The organism is Adlercreutzia agrestimuris, assembly GCF_943193125.1.
Lineage (GTDB): Bacteria > Actinomycetota > Coriobacteriia > Coriobacteriales > Eggerthellaceae > Xiamenia > Xiamenia agrestimuris.
Genome location: NZ_CALPCX010000004.1, coordinates 18,726 through 42,503, shown reverse-complemented (window position 1 = coordinate 42,503; position 23,778 = coordinate 18,726). Strand labels below are relative to the sequence as shown.

22 protein-coding genes are annotated in these 23,778 nt (G+C 50.1%); 6 read left to right on the top strand and 16 right to left on the bottom strand.

Translation table 11 applies throughout. The features are described 5' to 3' along the window. Positions 1–273 precede the first annotated feature (273 nt). The 4 genes from NFR28_RS07075 to NFR28_RS07060 all read left to right on the top strand — a co-directional run bounded on the left by NFR28_RS07075 (position 274) and on the right by NFR28_RS07060 (position 6,197). A complete protein-coding gene (locus NFR28_RS07075; RefSeq protein WP_251179128.1) occupies positions 274–1,131 on the top strand; it encodes a hypothetical protein in 858 nt (285 codons plus the stop codon). A gap of 153 nt (positions 1,132–1,284) precedes the next feature. Further along, positions 1,285–2,964: an energy-dependent translational throttle protein EttA gene (ettA, locus tag NFR28_RS07070; protein ID WP_251179127.1), complete on the top strand. Its 1,680-nt coding sequence runs from the start codon at positions 1,285–1,287 to the stop codon at positions 2,962–2,964. Positions 2,965–3,622: 658 nt separating this feature from the next. Then, positions 3,623–5,422 carry a flavocytochrome c gene (locus NFR28_RS07065; protein WP_251179126.1) on the top strand — a complete coding sequence of 600 codons (1,800 nt, stop codon included), beginning with the start codon at positions 3,623–3,625 and terminating at the stop codon, positions 5,420–5,422. 178 nt (positions 5,423–5,600) lie between these two features. Beyond that, complete coding sequence (locus NFR28_RS07060) at positions 5,601–6,197, top strand: hypothetical protein (protein ID WP_251179125.1); 597 nt, start codon at positions 5,601–5,603, stop codon at positions 6,195–6,197. A 55-nt stretch (positions 6,198–6,252) separates the two neighbouring features. Here NFR28_RS07060 and NFR28_RS07055 read toward each other — a convergent pair whose 3' ends face one another. The 5 genes from NFR28_RS07055 to NFR28_RS07035 form a co-directional block, all read right to left on the bottom strand. Then, complete coding sequence (locus NFR28_RS07055; RefSeq protein WP_251179124.1) at positions 6,253–7,263, bottom strand: helix-turn-helix transcriptional regulator; 1,011 nt, start codon at positions 7,261–7,263, stop codon at positions 6,253–6,255. 160 nt (positions 7,264–7,423) lie between these two features. Further along, positions 7,424–8,026: a bifunctional phosphoserine phosphatase/homoserine phosphotransferase ThrH gene (gene thrH, locus NFR28_RS07050; protein ID WP_251179123.1), complete on the bottom strand. Its 603-nt coding sequence runs from the start codon at positions 8,024–8,026 to the stop codon at positions 7,424–7,426. A 105-nt stretch (positions 8,027–8,131) separates the two neighbouring features. Continuing rightward, positions 8,132–8,923, bottom strand: a complete 792-nt coding sequence (locus NFR28_RS07045; protein WP_251179122.1) for a TatD family hydrolase — start codon at positions 8,921–8,923, stop codon at positions 8,132–8,134. Then, positions 8,913–9,656 carry a tRNA threonylcarbamoyladenosine dehydratase gene (locus NFR28_RS07040; protein ID WP_251179121.1) on the bottom strand — a complete coding sequence of 248 codons (744 nt, stop codon included), beginning with the start codon at positions 9,654–9,656 and terminating at the stop codon, positions 8,913–8,915. The genes NFR28_RS07045 and NFR28_RS07040 overlap by 11 nt, the downstream gene beginning before the upstream one ends. Continuing rightward, on the bottom strand, positions 9,653–10,570 hold the full coding sequence (locus NFR28_RS07035) for a patatin-like phospholipase family protein (protein ID WP_251179120.1): 918 nt from the start codon (positions 10,568–10,570) through the stop codon (positions 9,653–9,655). Before NFR28_RS07035 ends, NFR28_RS07040 begins: the two co-directional genes overlap by 4 nt. Before the next feature lie 74 nt (positions 10,571–10,644). Between NFR28_RS07035 and NFR28_RS07030 the strand changes: the two genes are divergently transcribed. Both NFR28_RS07030 and NFR28_RS07025 read left to right on the top strand, forming a co-directional pair. Next, complete coding sequence (locus tag NFR28_RS07030; RefSeq protein ID WP_251179119.1) at positions 10,645–12,336, top strand: FAD-binding protein; 1,692 nt, start codon at positions 10,645–10,647, stop codon at positions 12,334–12,336. Beyond that, positions 12,333–12,968: a flavodoxin family protein gene (locus NFR28_RS07025; protein WP_251179118.1), complete on the top strand. Its 636-nt coding sequence runs from the start codon at positions 12,333–12,335 to the stop codon at positions 12,966–12,968. Before NFR28_RS07030 ends, NFR28_RS07025 begins: the two co-directional genes overlap by 4 nt. A gap of 55 nt (positions 12,969–13,023) precedes the next feature. On the opposite strand, the gene NFR28_RS07020 is transcribed toward NFR28_RS07025, so the two are convergent. The 11 genes from NFR28_RS07020 to NFR28_RS06970 all read right to left on the bottom strand — a co-directional run bounded on the left by NFR28_RS07020 (position 13,024) and on the right by NFR28_RS06970 (position 23,778). Beyond that, entirely contained in the window at positions 13,024–14,436 is a 1,413-nt protein-coding gene (locus tag NFR28_RS07020) for a uracil-xanthine permease family protein (RefSeq protein ID WP_251179117.1), read from the bottom strand. 112 nt (positions 14,437–14,548) lie between these two features. Beyond that, positions 14,549–16,456, bottom strand: a complete 1,908-nt coding sequence (locus NFR28_RS07015) for a YgiQ family radical SAM protein (RefSeq protein WP_251179116.1) — start codon at positions 16,454–16,456, stop codon at positions 14,549–14,551. A gap of 23 nt (positions 16,457–16,479) precedes the next feature. Then, positions 16,480–17,592, bottom strand: coding sequence for a DUF4013 domain-containing protein (locus tag NFR28_RS07010; protein WP_251179115.1), 1,113 nt, complete (start codon positions 17,590–17,592; stop codon positions 16,480–16,482). A 140-nt stretch (positions 17,593–17,732) separates the two neighbouring features. Then, positions 17,733–19,064, bottom strand: a complete 1,332-nt coding sequence (locus tag NFR28_RS07005) for a chloride channel protein (protein ID WP_251179114.1) — start codon at positions 19,062–19,064, stop codon at positions 17,733–17,735. 53 nt (positions 19,065–19,117) lie between these two features. Next, the gene (locus tag NFR28_RS07000; RefSeq protein WP_251179113.1) at positions 19,118–19,696 is read right to left on the bottom strand and encodes a carbonic anhydrase; all 579 of its coding nucleotides are present in this window, start codon (positions 19,694–19,696) and stop codon (positions 19,118–19,120) included. A 31-nt stretch (positions 19,697–19,727) separates the two neighbouring features. Then, entirely contained in the window at positions 19,728–20,525 is a 798-nt protein-coding gene (gene fdhD / locus NFR28_RS06995; protein ID WP_275556976.1) for a formate dehydrogenase accessory sulfurtransferase FdhD, read from the bottom strand. Positions 20,526–20,528: 3 nt separating this feature from the next. After that, positions 20,529–21,359, bottom strand: coding sequence for a formate/nitrite transporter family protein (locus tag NFR28_RS06990; protein ID WP_251179111.1), 831 nt, complete (start codon positions 21,357–21,359; stop codon positions 20,529–20,531). Positions 21,360–21,374: 15 nt separating this feature from the next. After that, positions 21,375–21,881: a hydrogenase maturation peptidase HycI gene (gene hycI / locus NFR28_RS06985; RefSeq protein WP_251179110.1), complete on the bottom strand. Its 507-nt coding sequence runs from the start codon at positions 21,879–21,881 to the stop codon at positions 21,375–21,377. Next, positions 21,875–22,333 (bottom strand): formate hydrogenlyase maturation HycH family protein, encoded by a 459-nt coding sequence (locus NFR28_RS06980; RefSeq protein ID WP_251179109.1) that lies wholly within the window; start codon positions 22,331–22,333, stop codon positions 21,875–21,877. Before NFR28_RS06980 ends, hycI begins: the two co-directional genes overlap by 7 nt. 131 nt (positions 22,334–22,464) lie before the next feature. After that, a complete protein-coding gene (locus tag NFR28_RS06975) occupies positions 22,465–23,247 on the bottom strand; it encodes an NADH-quinone oxidoreductase subunit B family protein (RefSeq protein WP_251179108.1) in 783 nt (260 codons plus the stop codon). Beyond that, positions 23,248–23,778, bottom strand: coding sequence for a formate hydrogenlyase complex iron-sulfur subunit (locus NFR28_RS06970; protein WP_251179107.1), 531 nt, complete (start codon positions 23,776–23,778; stop codon positions 23,248–23,250).

Genomic DNA, 23,778 nt, shown 5'->3' with positions numbered 1-23,778 from the left:
GGTTTTTATCAGCACGATAACAGCACGATGGCGAAAATAACAAAGACTATTCAGGTGACAGCCTTTTTTTGCAGTTTCGTTAAACCCTGACCACAGCAATCATACAAAACCCTGATCAGATACATATTTTATAAGTTGTTTCCTATTATACAACCAGAACACTAAGGGCATAAAACAACCCTCATCCAAGGCTGTAAGCCCCGCAGGCATGGCGTGACAATCCATCACCGCACAGATCCACCTAGGTGGTGGCAATTCAGGAAAGGAGTTGCCATGAAGAGCGAGAAAACACAGAAGGTCTCAACCATTGTTATTGCGTCAGTCTGTGTTGTTTTAGGAATTGGCGGCATTGCCTTCGCCATCCAAAATCCAAGCGTGGCTAACGCAGATGAAGTTGCACCATTTGCTGAAAGCGATATAACTGAGGCCGCTTTTGACGAAACACCCCCTGCTAACGAAGAGAGTCTCACCACTACTCTTGAAAACGCAAGCGCCGATGTTGAAGAAATACAAGACCAGCAAGCTGCTGAAGGGCACGCATCGCTTACTGAAAAAGTCGCAGAAGAGCAGGCTGAAGCCACTTCCCCCAGTGAAGAAGCGCAGCCTGTTACTTCTGAAGAGCAACCCTATCAATATTCTGCTTCTACCTATGTAGCTCCTGCACAAGAAGAGGCAGCAGCCCCTGAACCTCAAGCTGAAGTTGAGGTATACGAGCCCCAGGCTCAAAACGATTCTATAGACACCTCTTCAAGCGGTCTTGCACCCGGAACCCTAAACATTGCAGGCACCATTGTTACCTATGGCGGTTCATACATGAGTTCAAGCGCTCCTGCAAGCGGCGGTGGCTTATGGATGGGCTCAGATAGCACCACTGATGGCACCTGGGGTTACTTCATTGGACATAATCCTGGCTCATTCTCATGCGTCATGGGTCTTGGAATAGGATCCCCTGTTACCGTCTGCGATTCAAATGGCAACGAGCGCACCTATTATGCAGTTGACACCTTCACCGTCCCTGACACATCCTATTTTGAAGATATCTCTGGTCGTGTTACTGGTTATGGTGAGTCCATCATCTTGCAGACCTGCTGCGGTGATAACGCCAACTATCGTATCGTTGTTTGCCAGTAACAACCTCAACGTCTCTTCCTGTTAAGAGTCGCAAGGTACATTCATTGCACCTTGCGACTCTTGTATGTTCGCCTTCTTTTTGCACGCCTAAAACACAGAGCAGGAAGTGTATACTAAAGGCCGTTTAAGAAGGAAAACCAAGGAGAACACCTGATGGCAGAATTCATCTACCAAATGTATAAGGCGCGCAAGGCGCACGGCGATAAGGTCATTCTTGATAATGTTTCGCTTTCGTTTTACCCAGGCGCAAAAATCGGCGTAGTTGGTCCAAACGGCATGGGTAAATCAACCTTACTCAAACTTATGGCAGGGCAAGAGGAAGTCACCAATGGCGAAGCTCGCCTTACCCCCGGTTACAGCGTCGGCATCTTAGAACAAGAGCCCCCACTCGACGAAGATAAAACGGTGCTTGAAAACGTACAGATGGCATTTGCCGATGTGCTTGCCAAAATTGATCGTTTTAACCAAGTAAGCGCTGAGATGGCTGACCCTGATGCAGATTTTGATGCGCTTATGGATGAGATGGGCAAGCTCCAAGATGAAATTGACGCAGCAAACGGCTGGGATTTAGATAGCCAACTTTCCCAAGCAATGGATGCGCTCCAATGCCCTGATCCCGATATGCCTGTCAATGTATTGTCCGGTGGCGAACGCAGGCGTGTAGCATTGTGCCGCTTGCTCCTTGAAGCACCTGATCTTTTGTTACTTGACGAACCCACCAACCATTTAGATGCCGAATCAGTGCTTTGGTTGGAGCAATTCTTGCAGCGCTACCCTGGTGCCGTACTTGCTGTTACCCACGATCGTTACTTCTTGGACAATGTGGCAGAATGGATTTGTGAGGTTGATCGCGGTCAGCTCTTCCCCTACAAAGGCAACTACTCAACCTATCTTGAAACCAAGGCGGCGCGTATTGCAGCCCAAGGACAGCAACAGGCTAAGTTGGCAAAGCGCATGTCTCGCGAACTTGAATGGGTACGCTCTTCTCCAAAAGCGCGCCAAGCAAAATCAAAAGCTCGTCTTGAACGCTTTGATCAGATGGCCGCCGAAGCTCGTAACGCTCAAAAGTTAGACTTTTCCGATATTCAAATTCCCGTTGGACCCCGACTGGGCGCAAAAGTTCTTGAGGTTGAACATCTTAATAAGTCTTTTGGAGACCGCGTTCTTATTGACGATCTCTCGTTTAGCTTACCGCAAGGCGGTATTGTGGGCGTTATTGGACCAAACGGCGTGGGCAAATCAACCCTCTTTAAAATGATTGTCGGCCAAGAAGAGCCAACCTCAGGCACGCTTACCTTAGGTGAAACAGTCAAGCTGTCTTACGTAGATCAAAACCGCGAAGGCCTTGATCCCGACAAAACGCTGTGGGAAGTAGTATCTGATGGCCTTGATTATATGATGGTTGGTGAAACTGAGATTCCCAGCCGCGCCTACGTTGCAAGCTTCGGCTTTAAAGGATCCGATCAGCAAAAACCCGCAGGTGTTCTTTCTGGTGGCGAGCGCAATCGTTTGAACTTAGCGCTCACGCTTAAACAAGGCGGAAACGTTTTGCTCTTAGACGAGCCCACCAACGACCTTGATGTGGAAACGCTTTCTAGCCTAGAAGAAGCGCTTCTTGGTTTCCCGGGATGTTCGGTTATTACCAGCCACGACCGCTTCTTCCTTGACCGCGTAGCCACCCATATTCTTGCGTGGGAGGGCACTGACGAAAACCCCGGGCAGTGGTATTGGTTTGAAGGCAACTTTGACGACTACCAGAAAAACCGTATTGAGCGCTTAGGACCTGAAGCGGCTAAGCCGCATCGCGTGCATAGAAAGCTCACGCGCGACTAAATAACAACACACAATATTAGTGTTGCATCATTAAAACACCAGTTCAAAACATCCCCCGTCACGGGTGAGGCGAAAAAGCTTCAAATCCAGCCGCTGCGGGGGATGTTCTTTTTTCTTGCTCCCTTCCACAATGTTTATCAAGCGCATAAGCGCAAACCACGTAAAGAGGGATTCACTCACGCAAAGAGCTTGAACATCTTATGGCAACCCAAAAGCGTGATGCACGCTCCGGTCGGATTGACCTTAAAGAAAAACAGTATTAATCAAAAACTTTTTGCCTTGCGAACAGCCCTTTTGGCGTAACCGCCCCGTTTCTTTGCCTCCACGGTTCTCTCATAGTTCGCAATATTTTGTCATCAATCTTTCATTTTTATGCAAAAAGTTATCTATTTTGCTAGCTAATTTTTGTCGGCTACGTAACATCAGATTTTCAAACTCCATACAACAAACACACACAACGTTTACGAATGCCCAATGTCAATTCTGTGCCATTACGAAGAGACTACTATGAATTCATCGTAATGATGACCGCTTTAAGTAGCAATCATTCAATGGAGCTAGAAGAGCTAAAGACGTACCAGTCCTAAGGAGGCAATCATGGCACGCGCAACATCAACTTATAATCTGCATCACCTTACTCGTCGTAATTTCTGCCAAGGTGCAGCTGTCATGGGGGGCGTCTCTTGGACTCTTCGGCCTGGCTGGCTGTGCGCCTCATACCGCAACTGAAGAGGTAGCACAAGCATGGATCCCGGGTACCTATACCGCAGAAGTCAACGGTCACAATGCACCCTACACCATGACGGTAACGTTTAGCGACAACGCCATCACAGCTATAGACACGGCAAGCAATCAAGAGTCTTTCGGTGTTGGCTATGATGCTTTGCAAACCCTTACCGACCAAGCCATGGAATATCAAACGCTCAATGTTGATGCTATTACTGGCGCAACACTCTCTTCCATGAGCTTTACTGAAGGTCTGCAAGATTGCGCTGACCAAGCGGGTGCTCTCGCCGCCCTGCAAGAAGCAGACGCTCCCGCAGAAGCTGACATCAAAGATACCTATGACACCGATGTTTGCGTTGTTGGCGGCGGCGGTGCTGGTTTGGCATCAGCTATTGCAGCTGTTCAAGCGGGTGCAAGCGTAATTGTACTTGAAAAATGCGGCATCACCGGTGGTTCTACTAACGTATCAGAAGGCGCTTTAAATGCTGTTGATCCTGAGCGCCAGGAGCCTCAAGGCATTGATGACTCAATTGAGACATTCTATGACACCACCATCAAGGGCGGACACGAGCAAGGCACACCTGAGCTGGTGCATTATCTCACCGACAACGCACTTGATTCGGTTCACTGGCTTGAATCACTCGGCGTAGAATTCAAGGACGAAATTGGTTCTGCAACTGGTTCATTGGGACAGCGTAGCCACTATCCTGCTACTCCATCTGGTAATACCTACATCCGTTCGTTCCAGCAGTTCATTGAAGACAATGCCGACAAGATCATGCTGCTCAATGATATGCAAGCAACTGAGCTTATCACCCACGAAAGCGGAGCAGTAGTTGGCGTGAAGGCTCTCTATAAGGGCGAAAAAGAAGTTACGGTCAACGCTGGCGCCGTCATTATTGCAACAGGTGGTTTTGGTGCTAATGTCGAATATCGTCAAAGCGTTAACGATGGCGTTTGGAAAGAAGTTACCTTGGACGACTCCATTGGCTGCACCAATATCAAGCCATGCGCACAAGGCGAAGGCTTGGCACTAGCTGAAGGTGCGGGCGCAGAGCTGATTGGTCTGTCTGACATCCAGCTTCACCCCTGTGGCACTCCGGGCACCGGTCTTATGGAAGACATCCGTACCTCTGGACGTAATCGTATTTTCGTTAACACTGATGGCAAGCGTTTCGTAAACGAAGGTGCCGAGCGTGACGCATTGTGCAAGGCAATTTTCGCTCAGCCCGATGGTACATACTGGGTTGTTGTTAACACCCTGCGTTACCCTGACCCCGATGAGCCCGATGCCAATGGCGCAACCATCAATAACATGTTAGCCCTCGGCCATATCGTTACCGGCGAAACCGTTGAAGAAGTAGCTGACGTCATGGGCGTTGACGCTGCTAACTTGCAAGCTTCCATTGATGCCTACAATGAAGTGGTTGGCGGAGCTGAAGACGAATTTGGTTTTGAAGCCAACAATACCGCCGATGCAGCCATGACTGAAGGTCCTTGGTATGCATGCCGCAAGGTTCCGACCGTACACCACACCATGGGTGGCATCAAGGTCAACGTTGAGTCTGAAGCATGCGACGCTGACGGCAACCCCATTCCAGGTCTCTATGCAGCTGGCGAAGTTACCGGTGGCATCCACGGTTCAAATCGTCTCGGTGGCAATGCTATTGCTGACTGCATGACCTTTGGACGCAACGCAGGCACTAATGCTGCAACCTATGTCATCGCATAGTCTACTCACAGCTTAAACCCAAAGCACCGCGCGGCCGGCTTGATCCCCAGCGCGGTGCTTTTTTGTATCAAGGGAAAAATAGATTTCATTGTCCCAATTTTGGTACTTTCAAAACGTAAAACCCCCGTATGATAGCAAGCATCAGTAATAAAGCTTAAACACACTACGGAGGTTCATCATGTGCACTCGCACCAACAGCCAGGAAGTTATCTCAAACGCTGTAAGCATCTACGAATTCTTACAGGATCGATTTGCTTGGGATCCAATTCAACTCACTCTTGAAGGCATGCGCAAAGCAATTCGTTGTGCGGGTGTACGCATTACTGACATATTGTCTCTCTATAACCCTGAAGATAATACGTGGCTTGCGCAAAGTCCCACTATTTTACGCCTTGAAAACCAAGACATTGCCTTATTCGCCCTCGACGGACAACATGTTGCGCTTTTCTTTGGCACGCTCAATACAGAAATCCCACTCATCCCTCGAAACGCAAACCAGCCAACATTTGTTTGGAAAACCTTTCCACCTGCTCACTATGCCATCGGACGTCACATTAGTTCATTTTCATTTGGCACAAGTGAAAAAGGATTGCTGACCGCACTTGAAGCTCGCTTTGATGACGGAGGACGCATCACTCTTGGGGCAGGAGGCTGCACGAGTGAGCGCGCAAAAAGGCGCTCGCCACTCAGCCAGCACCTCACTCAATCCTTCCGCGCATCGGCGCTTCATACACCTCGGATGCACCTTAATCCAACACGTCGCGCAGTTGCATAAAAACAGCCTGTCAGCAGTAAAGCCGTCGTGTCTTTTGCTTACGCAAGCCGCATAATCATGCAAGCGCATCGCCCTCAGCATCCACGGTATAACCTTGCATGATGTCACGAAGATACGCCACATACTCTTCAGCTAACTTAGAAGGTTTTTCAATGCGTATAGCTGTGCCAAATTGAGCAAGCCATCCAAAAAACACACGGCTTTTCATGACGGGAACCACTACGCGCGCTTGATGATCATTGAGACGAAATGCGTGAATATCCTTGCCGAAACGATCAATCACAGAGCTCATTACCTCTTCGTCCACCAAAAGCGTCACGTTGACTTTGTCGCCAGAATACATACCAAACGCATGCCCGGCTAAATCCTCTACGCAGAAATTTGCAATGCGCTCATTTCTGCACACCGGCTCATCGCTAATCTGAATTCTGTCCATACGGTCCACGCGATAATTGGGAAAGCTTTCATGCTTTTCGTTATAAGCAACCAAATAGTAATACCCGTCAGAATATACAAGGTGAACAGGGTTTTCTTCGTAGCGTTGTCCGTCGCGCTGATAAACCTTTTGTTTGTCAGCATCGTATTTGAAATACAAAAACGTCACTTTTTTTCGGCGCGTAATAGCCTCATGAATGCGATCTACATTTGCAAATACTGACTCATTTTGCATCTTGATACGCCCGTCAACATGAACGCGCTTATCTAAGAGCTTGCGTTGATTAGCCGACGCCAGTTTTTTAACACTTCGCACTAATGAATCACTTTTGCGCTGTGTCAAAAAACGCGTAGATTGGATGGTGTCTATCAGCAGCTCTAGCTCAGATAAGGTGAAATCACGCTCACTAAGCGCATATTCCACCGGAGCGCGCTGATAACTACGGATATCAAACCCGAAGTCACGCAGAGTTTCGATATCACGATAAACCGACTTGCGCTCAGCATGAATACCTTGCATCTCAAGACGCTCAAGAATTTGTCCCATTGTGAGACCTTGTTCGGTGTCGGTTTCTTCCGACATCATTTGCATCAAATACAAAAGCTTCAACTTCTGCGGATTGCTACCCACGGCTCCTCCTTACGACCCCCGTCGAGGTAACCGAATATCACCTATATACACGTGTGCCACCTCGAGCGAAGGAGGGAAGGAGTTCGCTCGAGGTGGCGCCCATGAAAATGCGGCAGTGCCGCTGAATATGGCGCCTTCTACACTACCTTAAAATGCTTAATTACGCTACAACCTCACGGATGGCCGCCACAAGATCATCGTAATCTTCAAAAGCCGCAATATCAGGGTGTGCTGCTTTAATAGCATCGGTTGATCTAAAGAGAAAGCCTGCGGCGCTTGCCTCAATCATACCAAGATCATTAAAGCTGTCGCCCGCTGCAATAGTGTCAAACCCACATGATTGCAAAGCGCGAACCGTTGTGAGCTTTGACTCAGGACAACGCATAGAAAAGTCCTCTATCATGCCATCTTCGCCCACAATTAGCTCATTGCAAAAAATGGTCGGCCACCCCAATTTACGCATCAAAGGCTGCGCAAATTGCGTAAATGTGTCCGAAATAATGATCACCTGACCCATTTCACGCAACTCATCCAAAAAAGCCTTAGCTCCTGGAAGCGGATCAATGGTATCAATGACTTGCTGGATTTCAGCCAAACCGAGCCCATGTTCACGAAGAACACCCAGACGCCATGTCATAAGCTTGTCGTAATCAGGCTCATCACGGGTCGTGCGCGTCAGTTCACTAATTCCACTCGCCTCAGCAAAAGCGATCCAAATTTCAGGGACTAAAACCCCTTCAAGATCTAAGCACGTAATGTACATGCTGCTCCTTTCGTGTGTAAACTATTCTCCCTTTTGATGAGCGTTTTAGTCAAGTTGGTTACTTGAAGTTTTGTCGAAGTTTCGGCGCAAGGGTTAGTCGCAAAACTACACCAGCAGTTTTGCACTTTGCTGCGCAATGGCATCAGCCAGCATTTCATCTTGCTCCTCCCCTGTCGTATAACTTGCGTCGCGAGCATGCTTGACGTGCAAAAGATGTTCCAGTGCCGCTTTCAACGACTGTTGCATGTCTTGCGCTACGCAAGCTGCCTCCCGCTTATCACCCTTTTGCGGCAAATCAGTCTCAAGCAAAAGCGCATCAAGCGGAAGAGCCTTTACGTATTCGCGTCCCTTTGCGCTCTGCAACATACGCATCCCTATTGAGAACTTGCAACCAAGCTCTCGCGCGCGTATAAGATCTTGCGAAGAGCCTGAGAACCAATGAAAGATGCAGGTGTTATTGCGCAAAGTACCTGCAGATTCCAGCTCGTCAAGCATAACAGATGCAGATTTCACCCCATGAAGGGATAAAACTTTGCCGCCCAAGCGCGCACATTCGCGGACAATCTGGCGAAACACCATCACTTGGATCTCCGGGGACGCTTGGGTATGCTTGCTAAAATCCATGCCAATTTCTCCCACATATGAAGTCATTGGCAAGAGATCCAAAAGCTCACCAACTTGCGCTTGAGCGCGCGCCTCATCGGCCGCAATCCACCAGGGATGCAGCCCAGCCGCTACTCGAAAGCCTTTTGAGGTAGCAAGAGCATGGTGAGCGCTCACGTAATCACACGGTTGCACCGTAACCGACAAGCCGCCAATTTGTTTAGCACTAAGATGCGCTGCAAGTCGGGCAGGATCAGCAAAAAAATCTAAGTGGCAATGCATGTCATAGGGCATGGTGAGAACCCTTTTCGCCAAAAGCTAATTCGCGCAAGACCTCACCTGCAATCATCTGACCCATAATCGGTGGCACATAAGAGGCAGTTCCCAAGTTTGAGCGCTCACGACGAGTTGCCCCTTCACGCACCTCAACCGCCACAGGCTCTTCGCACGAATACAACACCTTAAGCTTGCGAATGCCCCGCTTTCTTCCCTCTTTACGCATAATTCTACAAAGCGGGCAGTTTTTAGTCTTATAGATATCAGAGACATGAAAACACTCGGGATAAAGCTTGTTGGCAGCCCCCATGCTTGCAATGAAGGGCAACTCATGCGCATCGGCATATTGCGCAAGCGCCAACTTGGTGGACACCGTATCAATTGCGTCAATGACATAATCTACGCGTGCAGACCATGTATCCATCAATGCTTTTACGTTTTCTTGCAAGACAAACTCATCAAGCGTGATTACCTGTGCAGCAGGATTAATATCAGCAATCATCTTGGCCATGACCTCAGTCTTTTTTTGGCCAATAGTGGACATGAATGCAATAGCCTGACGATTAATATTACTTTCTTGCACTATGTCATGATCTACTAACACAAAAGATCCAACACCGCCGCGAGCAAGCGCCTCAGTACAGTTAGAGCCCACGCCCCCCAAGCCCAGCACCATGACACACGATTGCGCAATTCGCTCCACGCCGTCAGCACCCATAATAAGCTCAAGCTTTGATGTTGCCTCACTCATGCAAGCCACCTCTCCCACACATCCGCCTCACGCTGAGCTTGTGCGTAGCCCAAATCGTAAGCATGCTGAAGCTTTTCGACACGTATTTCACGATTCGTTACTGGCATTTCATCAGGATAAAAAACATATGCTTGACCCGCGGCTTCTAAGCGCTCAAGCTCGTCACAAAGCGCATTATAGTAAGAAGGTCGCTCTATGGTTTTTTCTGCAACAAGCGGATGGGTGCGAAATGCTGCCCGAAAAAGCGCCTTTTGCATCGCACTCATTTCTGACTTTCGATATCCTCGCGGTTGCGTACGAATAACGAAAAAGCGCTCATAGCCATCGCGCCGCGCCGCATCTAGTGAGATTCCCCAACTGGTGCCCATACCGCCATCCATATACGTTTTCCCATCAATCACGGTTGGAGGCATAAATAACGGCATTGAAGAAGACGCTCTGACTCGAAGCATCATATCGCGCATGGTTGGCATGTCTTCGCGCGTCCATGCAACCGTCTCACCGCTCTCCCAATCAAATGCCTCTATATGTAGTTGAGCGGGGTTTTGAGCGAATGTCTCAAAGTCAAATGCATAAGGCGAATCCGTGCCCGCAAGCTCCTGGGCAATGCCTTCGTAGATCCAAGGGCTATTAAAGAATCCCTTTCCGCGCAGAAAGCTTCCCCATCCACCAAAATTCGGTTCGGTAACGAAATCTACAAATGAATACTTAACACGGCGCTTATCACGCGAAAGATAGTTAACCGTATGGCTTGAGCCAGCCGAAATGCCATATACACTGGGGAAATAAAGTTCACGCTCCAGCAGCGTCACAATAGCTCCGGCAGTATACGATGCGCGCAAGCCACCGCCCTCAATAATAAGCGCTACATTATCAATATTAGGAGCAAGGTTATTTGTTGTATGTTTATTCATGAACGTTAGTATAGCCGTTTGCTCCACGCTACAATGAACGCATTGATGTCAATAACACGTGATTGGAAGTAAGCGTGCAACACATTATCTACGATGTTGTCGTCGTTGGAAGCGGACTTGCCGGAACAATGGCAGCGCTGACTGCCGCCGAAACAGGCGCAAGCGTTGCGCTTGTCAGCTTAGGTCCAATCTTTTCCGGATCAAGTTTTTATCCTGGAACATGGGGCCTTGGATGTGTGGGTCCAGAAAATGCCGAAGATGAAGACGAGTTCATTGCAACCATCTTGCGCGTTGGTCAACAAATTCCCGACCCCGCACTTGTTGCACATCTTGTGCATGAGACCCCCCTTGTTCTTGCAGACCTTGAACGAAGAGGCGTGCAGCTTAAATACCCCGAACACGCGCAGGAACAAGAGTTCATTCCATGCTTTGATCATAAACATCGCACATGGCGCGGCATTGAACGTACGCCCTACGAAACAACAATCGGACATCTGTTGCGCGAAAACAATGTTGCTCTCTATCCTGGTTTTGAGGTACTAGAGCTTCTTACCTGCCCATCAGATCCTTGTTCACCCGATGAAGCTCCCTATATCGGGGCTCGTGCCAACACAGAACACACCGCAACCCAAGATCGCGCCACTTCAGTGTGTGGCGTTTGCTGCTTTGACCATAACGATGAAAGCCTGACTGCTGGCGAGCTGGTATATTTCTTCGCCAAAAGCGTCCTTCTTGCAACAGGAGGCTCAGGCGGCCTCTTTACGCGATATCTCACCGGACAAGACGTTATTGGTAGCGTACAAGGCATGGCAGCATCGGTAGGCGCAACGTTAACTAACATTGAATTCATCCAGATCATGCCTGGTCTTATTGGCACGGGCGAAGGTATTGTGTTTAATGAAAAGATCTTTCGACACTTAGAATTAACCGATGCCCACAACGAATCTGTGCTTCCCTCGGAAATAGAACAAGCAGCCCTTCAGGCGCGCAGTGGCCACGGACCTTTTACCACCGAGCGCATCTCGCGTGAGGTTGATTTTGCTTTGGCGCGCGCAAAAGATGCCGGCTTGCGCGCTCGCTATGCTCCACACCAGGCACACGATTCACTCCCCGAATTCGTCCGCGTTTATTTTTCCTGGCTGCAACAAAAAACAGGCATTGGGCTTACTGACGAAATGCGTATTGCACCCTATGCACATGCAGCTAATGGCGGCATTTCCATTGATGAAAACGGCTTCACGCGCATAAATGGTCTTTACGCATGTGGCGAATGCAGCGGTGGCGTACATGGAGCTGATCGCATTGGTGGTCTTGCAAGCGCAAGCGCCCTTGTTTTTGGCACGCGTGCTGGACGAGCAGCTGCTTTGCATGCGAGCCAACAACCCACCGTCAACGCCTCCACCGTTGTCCAAGCATGCTTCCAGCCCGCCAAGGATGCTCTTGCTGGCATTGATGCTGAAACCGCCTCCCGTCTTACCGCACGCATGCAAAAGACCATGTCAGCAAACTGCCTCATTCTTCGCTCAGAACGCTCGCTTCATGAAGCTACACAAGAGCTTAAATCTTGCGCGGCAGAACTTGCGCTACACCTAACACCAACTACTGACGCTGCCTCATATGCGCGTGCCATGCGTCTTCGCTACCAGATCAGCCATGCGCAAGCAATTATAGACGCAGCGGCCAAGCGTACCTCCAGTCTTGGCTCGCATTGCTATACTGAAGACGAATCACATGCGAATACTACTGAGTCTAAGGAGAGAGAATGAAAGTATTGTTAGTCAACGGAAGCCCCCATCAAAAAGGCTGCACCTATACCGCACTTGAAGAAGTTGCGCGCGCCTTGCAAAAAGACGGCATTGAAACTGAAATATTTTGGATCCAAAACAAACCCATCGGTGGCTGTATTGCGTGCAAAAAATGCGACCAACTGCACAAATGCGTTTTTGACGACGTCGTTAATGTCTTTATAGAAAAAGCGCGTGAAGCGGATGGTTTTGTGTTCGGATCCCCCGTTCATTATGCAGCAGCAAGTGGAAACATGACCGCATTTATGGATCGTGCCTTTTATGCAGGATCCCGAGCAGAAGGACCAAGCTTGTTTTATTTCAAGCCAGCAGCTGCTATCTCTTCCGCCCGTCGAGCTGGAACAACGGCAACATTCGACCAGCTCAATAAATATATGACCATTGCTCAAATGCCTATCGTTTCGTCACGTTATTGGAACATGGTGCACGGTGCTAACCCTGATGAGGTACGCCAAGATGAAGAAGGCATGCAGTGTATGCGCATCCTGGGTACCAACATGGCATATATGCTTAAAGCATTTGAACTTGCGCGCAAAGAAGGCCTTGAGCCGCACACTCCTGAAGTTGCAACCTTTACCAACTTCATACGATAGCAAACAACCCAAAGCCTTCTATTGAAGCGCCGCGTTTCAAATCAATGATATACCGCTAATCACTCAAAGGCATATCAACCAAATCAGCCTCAAGAGGCAGCGTCAATTCCGGTTTATCCGAATCATTCGCTGTCTCTTTTTCATTGCCCCATGGCTGCTCGTGACCAGGCAAGATAATGTTGAGTATAATGCCCACAATGGATCCTACTGCCAAACCAGATAGCGAGATGGTAATAGAGCCAACAGGCAACACGATAGCCCCTGCCGCGCTATAAGCAATACCCAATGAGAGCACCAAAATAAGTGCGGTAATCAGCACATTGCGCGTTTGCATAAAGTCAACGTGGTTTTCCACCAAATTGCGAATACCTACCGCAGAAATCATGCCGTAAAGCACCAAAGAGACACCGCCGATCACGCACGCAGGCATGACCGCAATAATGGCAGCAAACTTTGGACAAAACGAAAGCAGAATTGCAAATAACGCCGCAATACGAACAACGCGTGGGTCAAATACACGCGTAAGCGCAAGAACACCCGTATTTTCGCCATAGGTAGTATTTGCAGGAGCACCAAACAATGATCCAACCATGGTAGCCAAGCCATCACCCAACAGCGTACGATGCAGACCCGGCTCGGCAATATAGTTGCGATTACACGTTGAACTAATAGCTGACATGTCGCCGATGTGCTCAATCATAGTGGCGAAAGCAAGCGGCATGATGGTGATAATGGCCGTGATAGCAAGACCAGCATCAAAGTTCGGCCCGAAGAGAGAAAAGACTGTGTTGTCCCACAGGAAGGGAGCTCCAATCCAGGCAGCTTCTGCAACAGGCGCAAAATCAACCAAGCCAACAACTGCAGCTACCACATACGACACCACCACACCCAGCAAGATGGGGATAATCTTGATCATGCCTTTGCCCCAAATGTTCGCCACGATAATAGTGGCAATTGCCAAAAGCGCAACCGGCCAGTTGGTATCACAATTTGCAATTGCTGAACTTGCAAGAATAAGACCAATACAAATAACAATAGGGCCAGTTACAACTGGCGGGAAAAAACGCATAACACGCAATGGCCCAAACACTTTAAAGAGCGCCGAAAGCACCAAATACAGCAATCCAGAACATGCAACGCCTAAACAAGCATAGGGCAGCAAGTGCGCCTCTCCTGCTGGCGCTATGGCTGCATAACCGGCGATAAAAGCAAACGACGAGCCCAAAAAAGCCGGAACTTTTCCTTTGGTAATAAGATGAAAAAGGAGTGTTCCCACTCCTGCAAAAAGCAATGTTGCCGATACTGACAAACCTGTCAGCGTGGGAACCAAAATAGTGGCGCCAAACATGGCGAACAGGTGTTGCAAGCCGAATATAACCATTTTTGGCTTTCCCAACACCCGTGCGTCATGCACGGCATCTGATGGGTCTTGCGCGCCCATAGTTGGAACAGTGGCAGATTTGGCCATAGAAACTCCTTGTCTCTTGAAACAGATAAGGCAATGCGAAACACAACGCCTACCAATGGTCTCTCAAGCAGACCTTAGTTATTGTGTCATACCTATTTTACGACAGCGTCAACTATTTTTTAGAACTCGGTCTTTTCTTGCTTGACGGCGTTCGGGCATCTTGTTTCCCTGGACGCTTTTTACCAGAACGCTCATGAGCTTGTTTTGTTTGGCTCTTCTTGCGCTCAGGTCGCACAAGACATTTTTCGCCAAATCCTATAAGGTCGGTTCTCTTTGCCTTGCGCAGTGCTTCGCGAACCAAGTCGTGATTTTTTGGATCTCTATACTGAATGAGCGCACGCTGAAGCGCCTTTTCATGGGGAGATTTCGCAACAAAGATTGGTTCCATTGTGCGCGGATCCACACCCGTGGCATACATCACCGTTGCTATGGTAGACGGCGTAGGGTAAAAGTCTTGCACCTGTCGAGGACTAAAGCCCATATCACGACAGTATTCTGCAAGCTCAATGGCATCTGTTAGAGTTGACCCTGGATGCGACGACATCAAATATGGCAGCACGTACTGCTCTTTGCCCGTTGCGTCGTTGGCTTTTTTGCATTGTGCCAAAAACTGTTCGTAGACCGCATGCGGCGGCTTTCCCATCACTGAAAGCACGTTATCAGAAACATGCTCTGGCGCCACGCGTAGCTGCCCTGAAACATGATGTTCCATGAGCTCGGAGAGGAATTCGCCACCATGCTTTTTATCAAGCAAGATATAATCAAAGCGAATGCCCGAGCGCACGAATACCTTTTTGACCTGCGGCAAGCCTCGCAATTCACGAAGTATATCCAGATAAGGAGCATGATCAGCAACCAACTGCTTACACGGTTGCGGTGACAAACAGCGCTTGTGCGAGCACGCCCCCGCGCGCGCTTGCTTGGCGCATGCCGGCCCTGAGAAATTGGCAGTCGGTCCTCCTACATCATGAATATAGCCTTTAAAGTCTGGGTCTTCTATGAGCAGATTTGCTTCATCCATAAGCGAATCTTTGCTTCGCGCAGTGACGATGCGCCCCTGATGGAAAGTCAGAGCGCAAAACGCGCATTCGCCAAAACAGCCTCTATTAGAGGCAAGCGAGAATTTCACTTCAGAAAGCGCTGGTACGCCACCAGCAGCTTCGTATATCGGATGATAATTTCGCGTATAAGGCAGGCGAAACACTGCATCAAGCTGCGCGCTATTAAGTGGTTCCGCTGGAGGATTTTGCACGACATATTCGTGATCAGAATACGGCTCTACCAATCGCTTGCCCGAATAAGGATCTGAGTTTTTATACTGAATGGCAAACGATGCCGCATAGGCAAGTGGATCAGCCTTGTCTTCGCCAAAACTCGGCAGCATGACAGCATCATAGACGTGCTCAAGGCTTTTTGTCTTGTAAACCGTTCCATTAATGAAGGTGATATCTTCAATTGCCAACCCAGCTGAGAGTGCATCAGCAATCTCTACTATTGAGCGCTCACCCATGCCATACGATATGAGATTTGCGCCTGAATCAAGCAGAATGGAGCGCTTTATGGAATCCGACCAATAATCATAATGAGCAAGCCTTCGCAAACTTGCCTCAATGCCACCCAGGATAATGGGCGTCTTTTTATAAGTACGGCGAATGAGATTACTGTAGACAACCGCAGCATGGTTTGGTCTTTTGCCACCCTGTCCACCAGGCGAATAAGCGTCATCGCTACGGCGTTTTTTAGCCACAGTGTAATGGTTAACCATGGAGTCCATATTCCCTGCTGAAACCAAAAATCCCAACCGTGGCTGACCAAAGACGCGCACAGAATCTGGGTTGGTCCAGTCAGGCTGCGCTATGATGCCGACTTTATAACCTTGCGACTCTAAAACTCGCGTAATAATAGCCGCCCCAAATGAGGGATGGTCAACGTAAGCGTCGCCCGAGACGTAGACAAAATCAACGTGATCCCACCCACGAGCAAGCATCTCTTCTTTGGATATGGGCAAAAAATCAGACATGCGCTTATACCGCATTTCTTGCGTTATGCACCCTCGTGGGGGTTATTTGGCTCGGAAGGTGACTGCTGCGCAGGTTGCTGCGCCTGTTGCTGTACTGGCTGCTGCGGCTGCAGAGGAACCTGGGGTTGCTGCTGCACCGGCTGCTGCGGTTGCTGCTGCACCGACTGCTGCGGTTGCGGTTGCACCGACTGCTGCGGCGCGACGCCCTGCTGCCACGGAGCCGGCGGCGTATAAGGCTGCTGATACTGCTGAGGCTGAGCATAAGCTGTATTCGTTGGCTGATTGGTCACCGCGCCGAAAATAGGCGTGTCTTGTGGGCCCCATTTCGCAACGTTCATCTGCGCAACCCAATAGCCCAACGCGCGAAAACACATCATGTCAGTAAACACAGTAATAATTGCAGTCAGATAGCAAAATGCCAGAATTGCAATCAAAAACACTACACTGCCAAGCCCTAAACCAAAGCTCAGTGATCTGCTGAGTGAGTATTGCGTTGCGAATCCATAATCTCCCGTCGCGCCTACAAATAAAAAGATAAAGGCAAAAATGAGAATTGAGGCAATGATGGATAATGCAATAAAGGCAATCAGCATAATGAGTAAGGTCATGCCAAGAATCTTAAACAATCCCTTTACGTCAAAACGGATCATTTCCCAGAGCCTATTTACCTGAAAGCCCGAGCTCAACGTGCCATAGATGCTCATACGCGCATAACTCGCAAAGTTAAAAAGCGTCAGAAACACTGCAACTGCCATAGAAATTATTGAAGGCATAAACACAGAGCTTAAGCCGTACATCCCTATAAAGTAACCGCTATGTGAAAGCGATCTTGTTAGAGCTCCTCCGTCAAGAATCACACTAACAACGTTCAAAATTACTGCAATAACTATGTTTACCACAAAAGCAAAGAAACCCAGCTTATAAAGGTTGCCGTTTTCGTTTCCGAAAATGCGCGGAGGAAGAGGTGTTTTGTACTGCCAAGCAATTTCACGCGTCCAGTTCAACAAATAGCCATAAACAACAATAGTGCCAAAAATAGGTATCATAGCCACTAGGCTCAAGAGGAGTAATTTACCAAACCAATTTGGCGAGCTCTTAATATCTGCCCAAGCAGTCTGCGCGTACTTAATTGTCATCCTTCGCTCCCTTAAAAGCTAATGCGAGTATTCTTACACCATTTATCGGCGGCTTCATCTTATCAGATGTGCTCTCAATAAAACATGCGATGCCTTCATATCTCGCATTCGCCACACAACGCAGCACGCACAACTCAAATTCAACGATCTCGTTTGTTATTGTCACTAAACAATTTGAAGTGTTTTGATCGTGTCTTTGTGTGACTGCAGTTCGTTGACGATAGAGTTTTCCGCTTAACAGTTGGAATCGTTGTAGGATAGAGGCTCGACGAACGAGATATTAAAAATGCAGGCGCTATCGCAACCAAAGCCAAAAGAGTGCTACCCATGCCGAAGACTTCAAAGCACATTGTCAGCGCTGTTAAAGGGCAGTTGGTACAGGCGGCAAAGAACGACACGATGCCCATCTCCACCAATACGAGCCCTAAATATGCGGTCTCTGTTGCACAACATGATCCTACAATCATTGACATTGCGGAACCGAGACACGCGCCAATAGCCAGAACAGGCATTATCTCGCCACCCTTAAAGCCTCCAGCAAAGGTGAGGAGCGTAAGCGCCATCTTAGCCAAAAAGGCCCACCAAGGCAGAGACGCTCCAAGCAATGCCGCCTCAACTTGTGCCGCGCCTGTGCCGCAATAGACGCGCAGCCCCTCATAGTGAAAAAGATCGGCATAACCAACGATTAAGGCAGTTACAACCCCACCTGCCGCGAGTGCGAAGACAGGAGCACCAAGACGCGCTAAACCCTTCCGCAAGATGCCCAAACTAGAGCAAAAGAACAACGAAAGGAGGCCCGCACATACGCCTAACACAGCGACAAGAATGACAGTCTCGCTTTCGATATCAATCAAAACCGGAAACTTGAGCATATCGAAAAAAGCCACTCCTGAGGCATCGGCAATTGCCCAAGCGACAAAAGAAGAAACAAGCGGAGCAGTCGCGCAGCGTATTGAGTCAGGTCTTTCTCTTAAGGATTCAAAGCAAAATACTGCTCCCGCTAACGGTGTCCCAAGCATAGCGCCAAGCGCTGCCGCCATAGCAGCACGAGCGAATAGCTTACGGCAATCACTTACGTCTCTCTCGGGAGCAATGCTACCTACCGCAGCACCCATTTGAAGCGCAGCAGCTTCTATGCCTACCGAACCGCCACACAAAACCGTAAGAAATGTTCCAACCATGATTGCAGGCGCAAGCGCAACTGGCACCATCCGACCGTCACGAATCGCCTCCATAACCCGAGACGTATTCCATGAGTAATCTAAGCGAAAAACACGATATATACCGTACGTTGCAAAACCCGCTACAGGGAGAAGCCAAACGCTGAAGGGGTGCTCAGAGAAAATCGTTGCGGCACCAGCGACCGCAAGGCTAAGCGTTACCGTCAGCACGCCGACCGTCGCACCTAAAACAACAAGAGAGAGCACCAGAAGAGCGCTCTCTCTACCTAAATGTTTCCGATCTAGAGCCATACAAACCCCTGCATATCTTTCAGAAACCTCGTTGCCCGATAAGGTTGCAATCCTCAGACGCAATCCTCTACGAGCAGCTCGACCCTTCCGCTATCAATGCGATATAAGGCAGGTATCACAAGAAGCTCCCCACGACGCTCCATCGAAGCGATGCTGGCGATACGCCGCAGTTCTTCTGTGGCAGCCATCGCGTTGAGTGCGCTCGCTCTCTCGGGGTCGCACACATTCCCTATGGCGTTCTTTATCGGATCACACAATGGGCGCAAAGCATCTTCTGCGTGGCCTTCAAGCACAGCACCAACAGCACCGCAATGCGTATGCCCTAAAACCATAACAAGAGGTGCACCCAAATGCTCTATGGCATACAGAACACTGGCAGCCTGAGTCTGTCCAATCACGTTGCCCGCCACACGAATTACGAATAATTCGCCAAGCCCACACATGAAGATGTCTTCTGGCACCACGCGGGAGTCGGAGCATGTGACAACGATGGCGTAAGGTTCTTGACCCTCATCGCACAGACGCTCTCTCAAATCTGGGGAAATATCCCCTTCAGCAACGTTTGCCTTGAGGTATTCAGCGTTGCCAGACATTAACCTATTTAGGGCGTCAAGCGCCTTCTTACTCGTCATATTTTGTTCCAATCAATTTTCGTAAAGCGCGTCAGAGAGGATTGTTGTAGATCACAGCCGAGTCAGGACGCGCCTGACAAACCAGCGTAAGATCAAACTCTCGCGCAAGGCGGATGGTCTCGTCGGTAGGTACGGCCTTTGTAGCCAAAACAGGAACACCAGCTCGAACAGCTTTCATCACCATGTCCACAGGCAAACGCCCACTTGAAAAGATAAGCGCATCCTTTAAATCAATGCCTTCACGCAGGGCAGCCCCCACCACTTTATCGAAGGCATTGTGGCGGCCCAGATCCTCGCGACATGCAACAACGGTGCCCCCCAACACAAGATAACAGCTGTGCGTACCTGTCGTTGCTCGATGCAAGGGTGAATCCTCCGCGAACGCCCGGGCCGCGGCAAACACCCACTCTGCTTTCCAGGGAATAGGCTCCACATTGGCCGGGCGCTCATCATTGTTGAAATAATGGTTGTAGACACGGTTGCCTGTACAGCATGAGGGCACTGTCTCGATACCTTGTCGAGAGAAGTCGGCATGACAGCAAGAAAGCTGCGCCGAAGCACACGTTCCCTGTTCGCTCAGGTAGATCTCTTCGATGTCGTCAATGCCCCTCACTATGCCCTCAGTGTATAGGCGACCCACCACCAAGTCGACCAGATGATCGGGGGTACAGACGACACGCATAGTAGGTACTGTGTTTACGGCTACCTCCAGGGCGTGCTCAACGAGCACCTTCCTCGGAATGGTGACACATGACTCCCCTGGTGTCAGAAGCGCGCCTTCACAGAGCCCAACCGGCTCACTTTCCCGATATTGATCGACCACCTTCATAAACTACTTCTCCTGCTTCTTGTGGTAAATGAACCAATAAGCCAAACCGACAAGCAGTCCGCCGATGATGTTGCCGAGCGTGGCCAATACCAGGTTGTAGGCAACGCCTCCTAGCGTAATCGCACCAGCGGCACCAAAGCCAACACCATTGAGCACAAGACCCATAGGCAGGAAAAACATGTTTGCTACACAGTGTTCAAACCCGCAGGCCACAAATGCCGAAATGGGCAGTAAAATTCCTAAAACCTTGTCGGCTGTTGTCTTCGATGAGAATCCAATCCATACCGCCAAGCACACAAGGATATTGCACAGAATTGCTTTGAAGATCAGCACTTCGGGTGCGAGCGCAACCTTGCCCGCAGCCACAGAAACGAATGCCTCGCCAACGGCACCACCATTCATACCTTGCAGATTTGACATGAAGATGATAAACATGGCAAGAAGCGAGCCGGCAAGATTACCAAGCCACACAATGCCCCAGTTGCGGAACAGGCCGCCGAAAGTAATCTTTTTTGAGGCCTTGGCGCAAACCATGAGAACATTACCAGTGAACAGCTCGGCACCGCAGCAAAGCACCAAGCACAAGCCGAGGCAGAAGCACAGACCACCGACAACGCGCTGCACGCCAAAGGCCATGGTGGTATCGCCCAAGAAAGTGCAGAAGTACATGCCGCCAAAACCAATAAATGCACCTGCAAGCATGGCGGACACGAAGCATTTCGCGGCAGGCATGCTTGCCTTCGTCACACCGATATTCTCGGCCTTAGCCTCAGTAGCCGCCGGTGCAAGCGCATCGGGGGAAACGACCGCGAGGTCTTCTTTCACGATAGACATAGGTTGTATCCTTTCCTAATTTACATAGGGGTATTTTTCGAAATCGCCGCCTTGGGCGATGTTTTGGTAAATATGCTCCACAGCCGCAAGCACCCGCGGATGCACCGGATCAAAAAACTCGGTTCCCGCCGGCTGCACCCCGAGGAACACCACCTCGTTGCACATTTCTTCCAACTCTGCGAGCAGATAGGTGATAGGTAGCGTATGGGTCGTGATAAGCGATTGGATGGCCACATCTTGCATCTTCAAACGCCGTATGTCGCCAGGGGTAAGCCCCATAGCGGCCGCATCTACTAGAAGCAGCCGATTCGGAGCGAGGCGGCGCAGGTAGCCCAAGTCATTTTCGGGAGTCTGTCCGCCATCCACAGCCGACCATCCCTCAACGGGAAAGTCGTCAAGCTTCTTGGCTAAAAGGGGTCCGGCCGCATCGTCTCCACGAAGGACGCTGCCCACGCAAAAAACGATATTGCCGCCACGTTCTGACGCCTCGTGAGCCGCCAAAATCTCTTCGGCACTTAGCACGTGACCCTCCTTCCCATGGCGTACACGCACGGCTCGCACTGAATCTCCTCCAAGAGATGGAGAAACTCTTCAAGCCATGCAGGAGCGTCTATAGCCGTGACCGTCTCGGTAGTTGCTTCTAGCGCGGCAGCTTCCTCTGCCCCCTCCAAAGCAGAGCCCGCTCGGTCCAGCGCTGCAATCACGGCCGACTTCAGCATAGGCACATGCTCCTTTTTCACTTCAATCTCGCCAAACTTCTCAATACCAGCAAGCTTGTCGCGGGCAGCACCTGGTTCAAGCAGCGCCAGCACTTCGGAAAACACCTCGCGAGAGGTGGCAAGGCGCGGCTTGAGACAGTCAATGACACCGGTATGATGTCCAATAGCCAGCGTGTAGTACAACACCGAGCGGACGTCTTCAGGAATAGACCGCTCGTGGTCAACGAACTTCTCGCCGAGACGATAGAACACCACCTCGCGCGCCGTCCGCCCATCGGTAGTGTGGGCCGCCAGAGACCGCGTGAATAAAGGGTGCGCCGCCAAAGCCGCCGGCTCCTCTCCTAAGCCGGCGGCTTTTTGCCCGCAATGCTGTCGCACGGTTACGCTCATTCGTCGACCACCTTGCTCATGAGCAACGCTTTCAAATCCATGAACACCGCACGCTTGCGCGTGTCACTCTCGGCGGAAATAAGTGCATCGGCAGCCCCCAGAGCGTCAACTTTGTCTTTAGCCAGCGCCAACATAAACTCGTCCACAATCTGCTTGCCGTAGTAGTAACCGCTCATGCGACGCGCTTCGCGCTCGAAAGCTGTGCGTACTTTGTAAGGTATAGCCGGGAAGGCCACAGGCACCTGCTCACCAGCGGGAGCCACATGATGGCTCGCATGCAACTTCTGCTCTAGAATGCCCAAAGCTGTGGCAAACCCGAAAATAGTAGCTTGCGGTGAGGGCGGACATCCCGGCACGTATACATCAACGGGCAGAATTGGATCAGTGCCGCCCCAGACGCAGTAGTTGTCATGGAAAATGCCACCTGTACAGCCACAAGCTCCGTAAGACATGACAATTTTCGGATCGGGAGCAGCGTGATAAGCCCTCAGGGCTGGTTCCCGCATAGCGCGCGTCATAGCACCGGTGTAGATAAGCAGATCTGCATGGCGCGGTGAGGGTACTACTTTTATTCCGAAGCGCTCAGCATCAAAAACAGCGGTGATAGTCGAAAAGATCTCAATCTCGCAGCCGTTACAACCGCCGCAGTCCACACGATAAACGTACACGGATCGCTTAATGGAGTTGAGCAGTTTCTGCTTGGCCTCGGCCACCTTCGCATCAAGAACGACCGGATCGGGTCGCCATTGGAGCGTCTGCGGAAAGTCATTCTCTAACATTTACGCCTCCCTCTTCTCAGGCGCCTGGTGAGCGAAAGCCTCGGCATCATCGAAACGGCGGCAGTCCAAACACAGGTCTACCTTCTCGATATCGGCCGCAGCGGTACCGCCCACGCTCTCAAGCACGCGCCGAGCATAGTCGACCTCCTTAGCTGAGGCATAAGGCTTGCCACATCGTGAGCAGCGAGCCACCTCATAGGAGCAGGATTCACGCAAGTCATCCTTGTTCAGCACGGCCAGTTCAAATTCTGTCGTCAACTCTATAGCGAACAGCGGGCAGACCTCCTGGCAGCGGCCACAAAAGATGCAGCGTCCGTAGCTGATATCCCAGGTAATATAGTTCTGCTCATCGTCCAACTCCATGGTGATGGCGTTAGCTGGACAGGCAATAGCGCAGGCCGCACAAGCGATGCAGAGCTTTTCGTTGTGCTCTGGTTTCCCACGAAATCCTGCAGGCATCTCCAATGGTTCAAACGGATAGCCCGTCGTGGCATCGCCAGCCTTGCAAATCTCCTTGAATAGTTTGAGCAT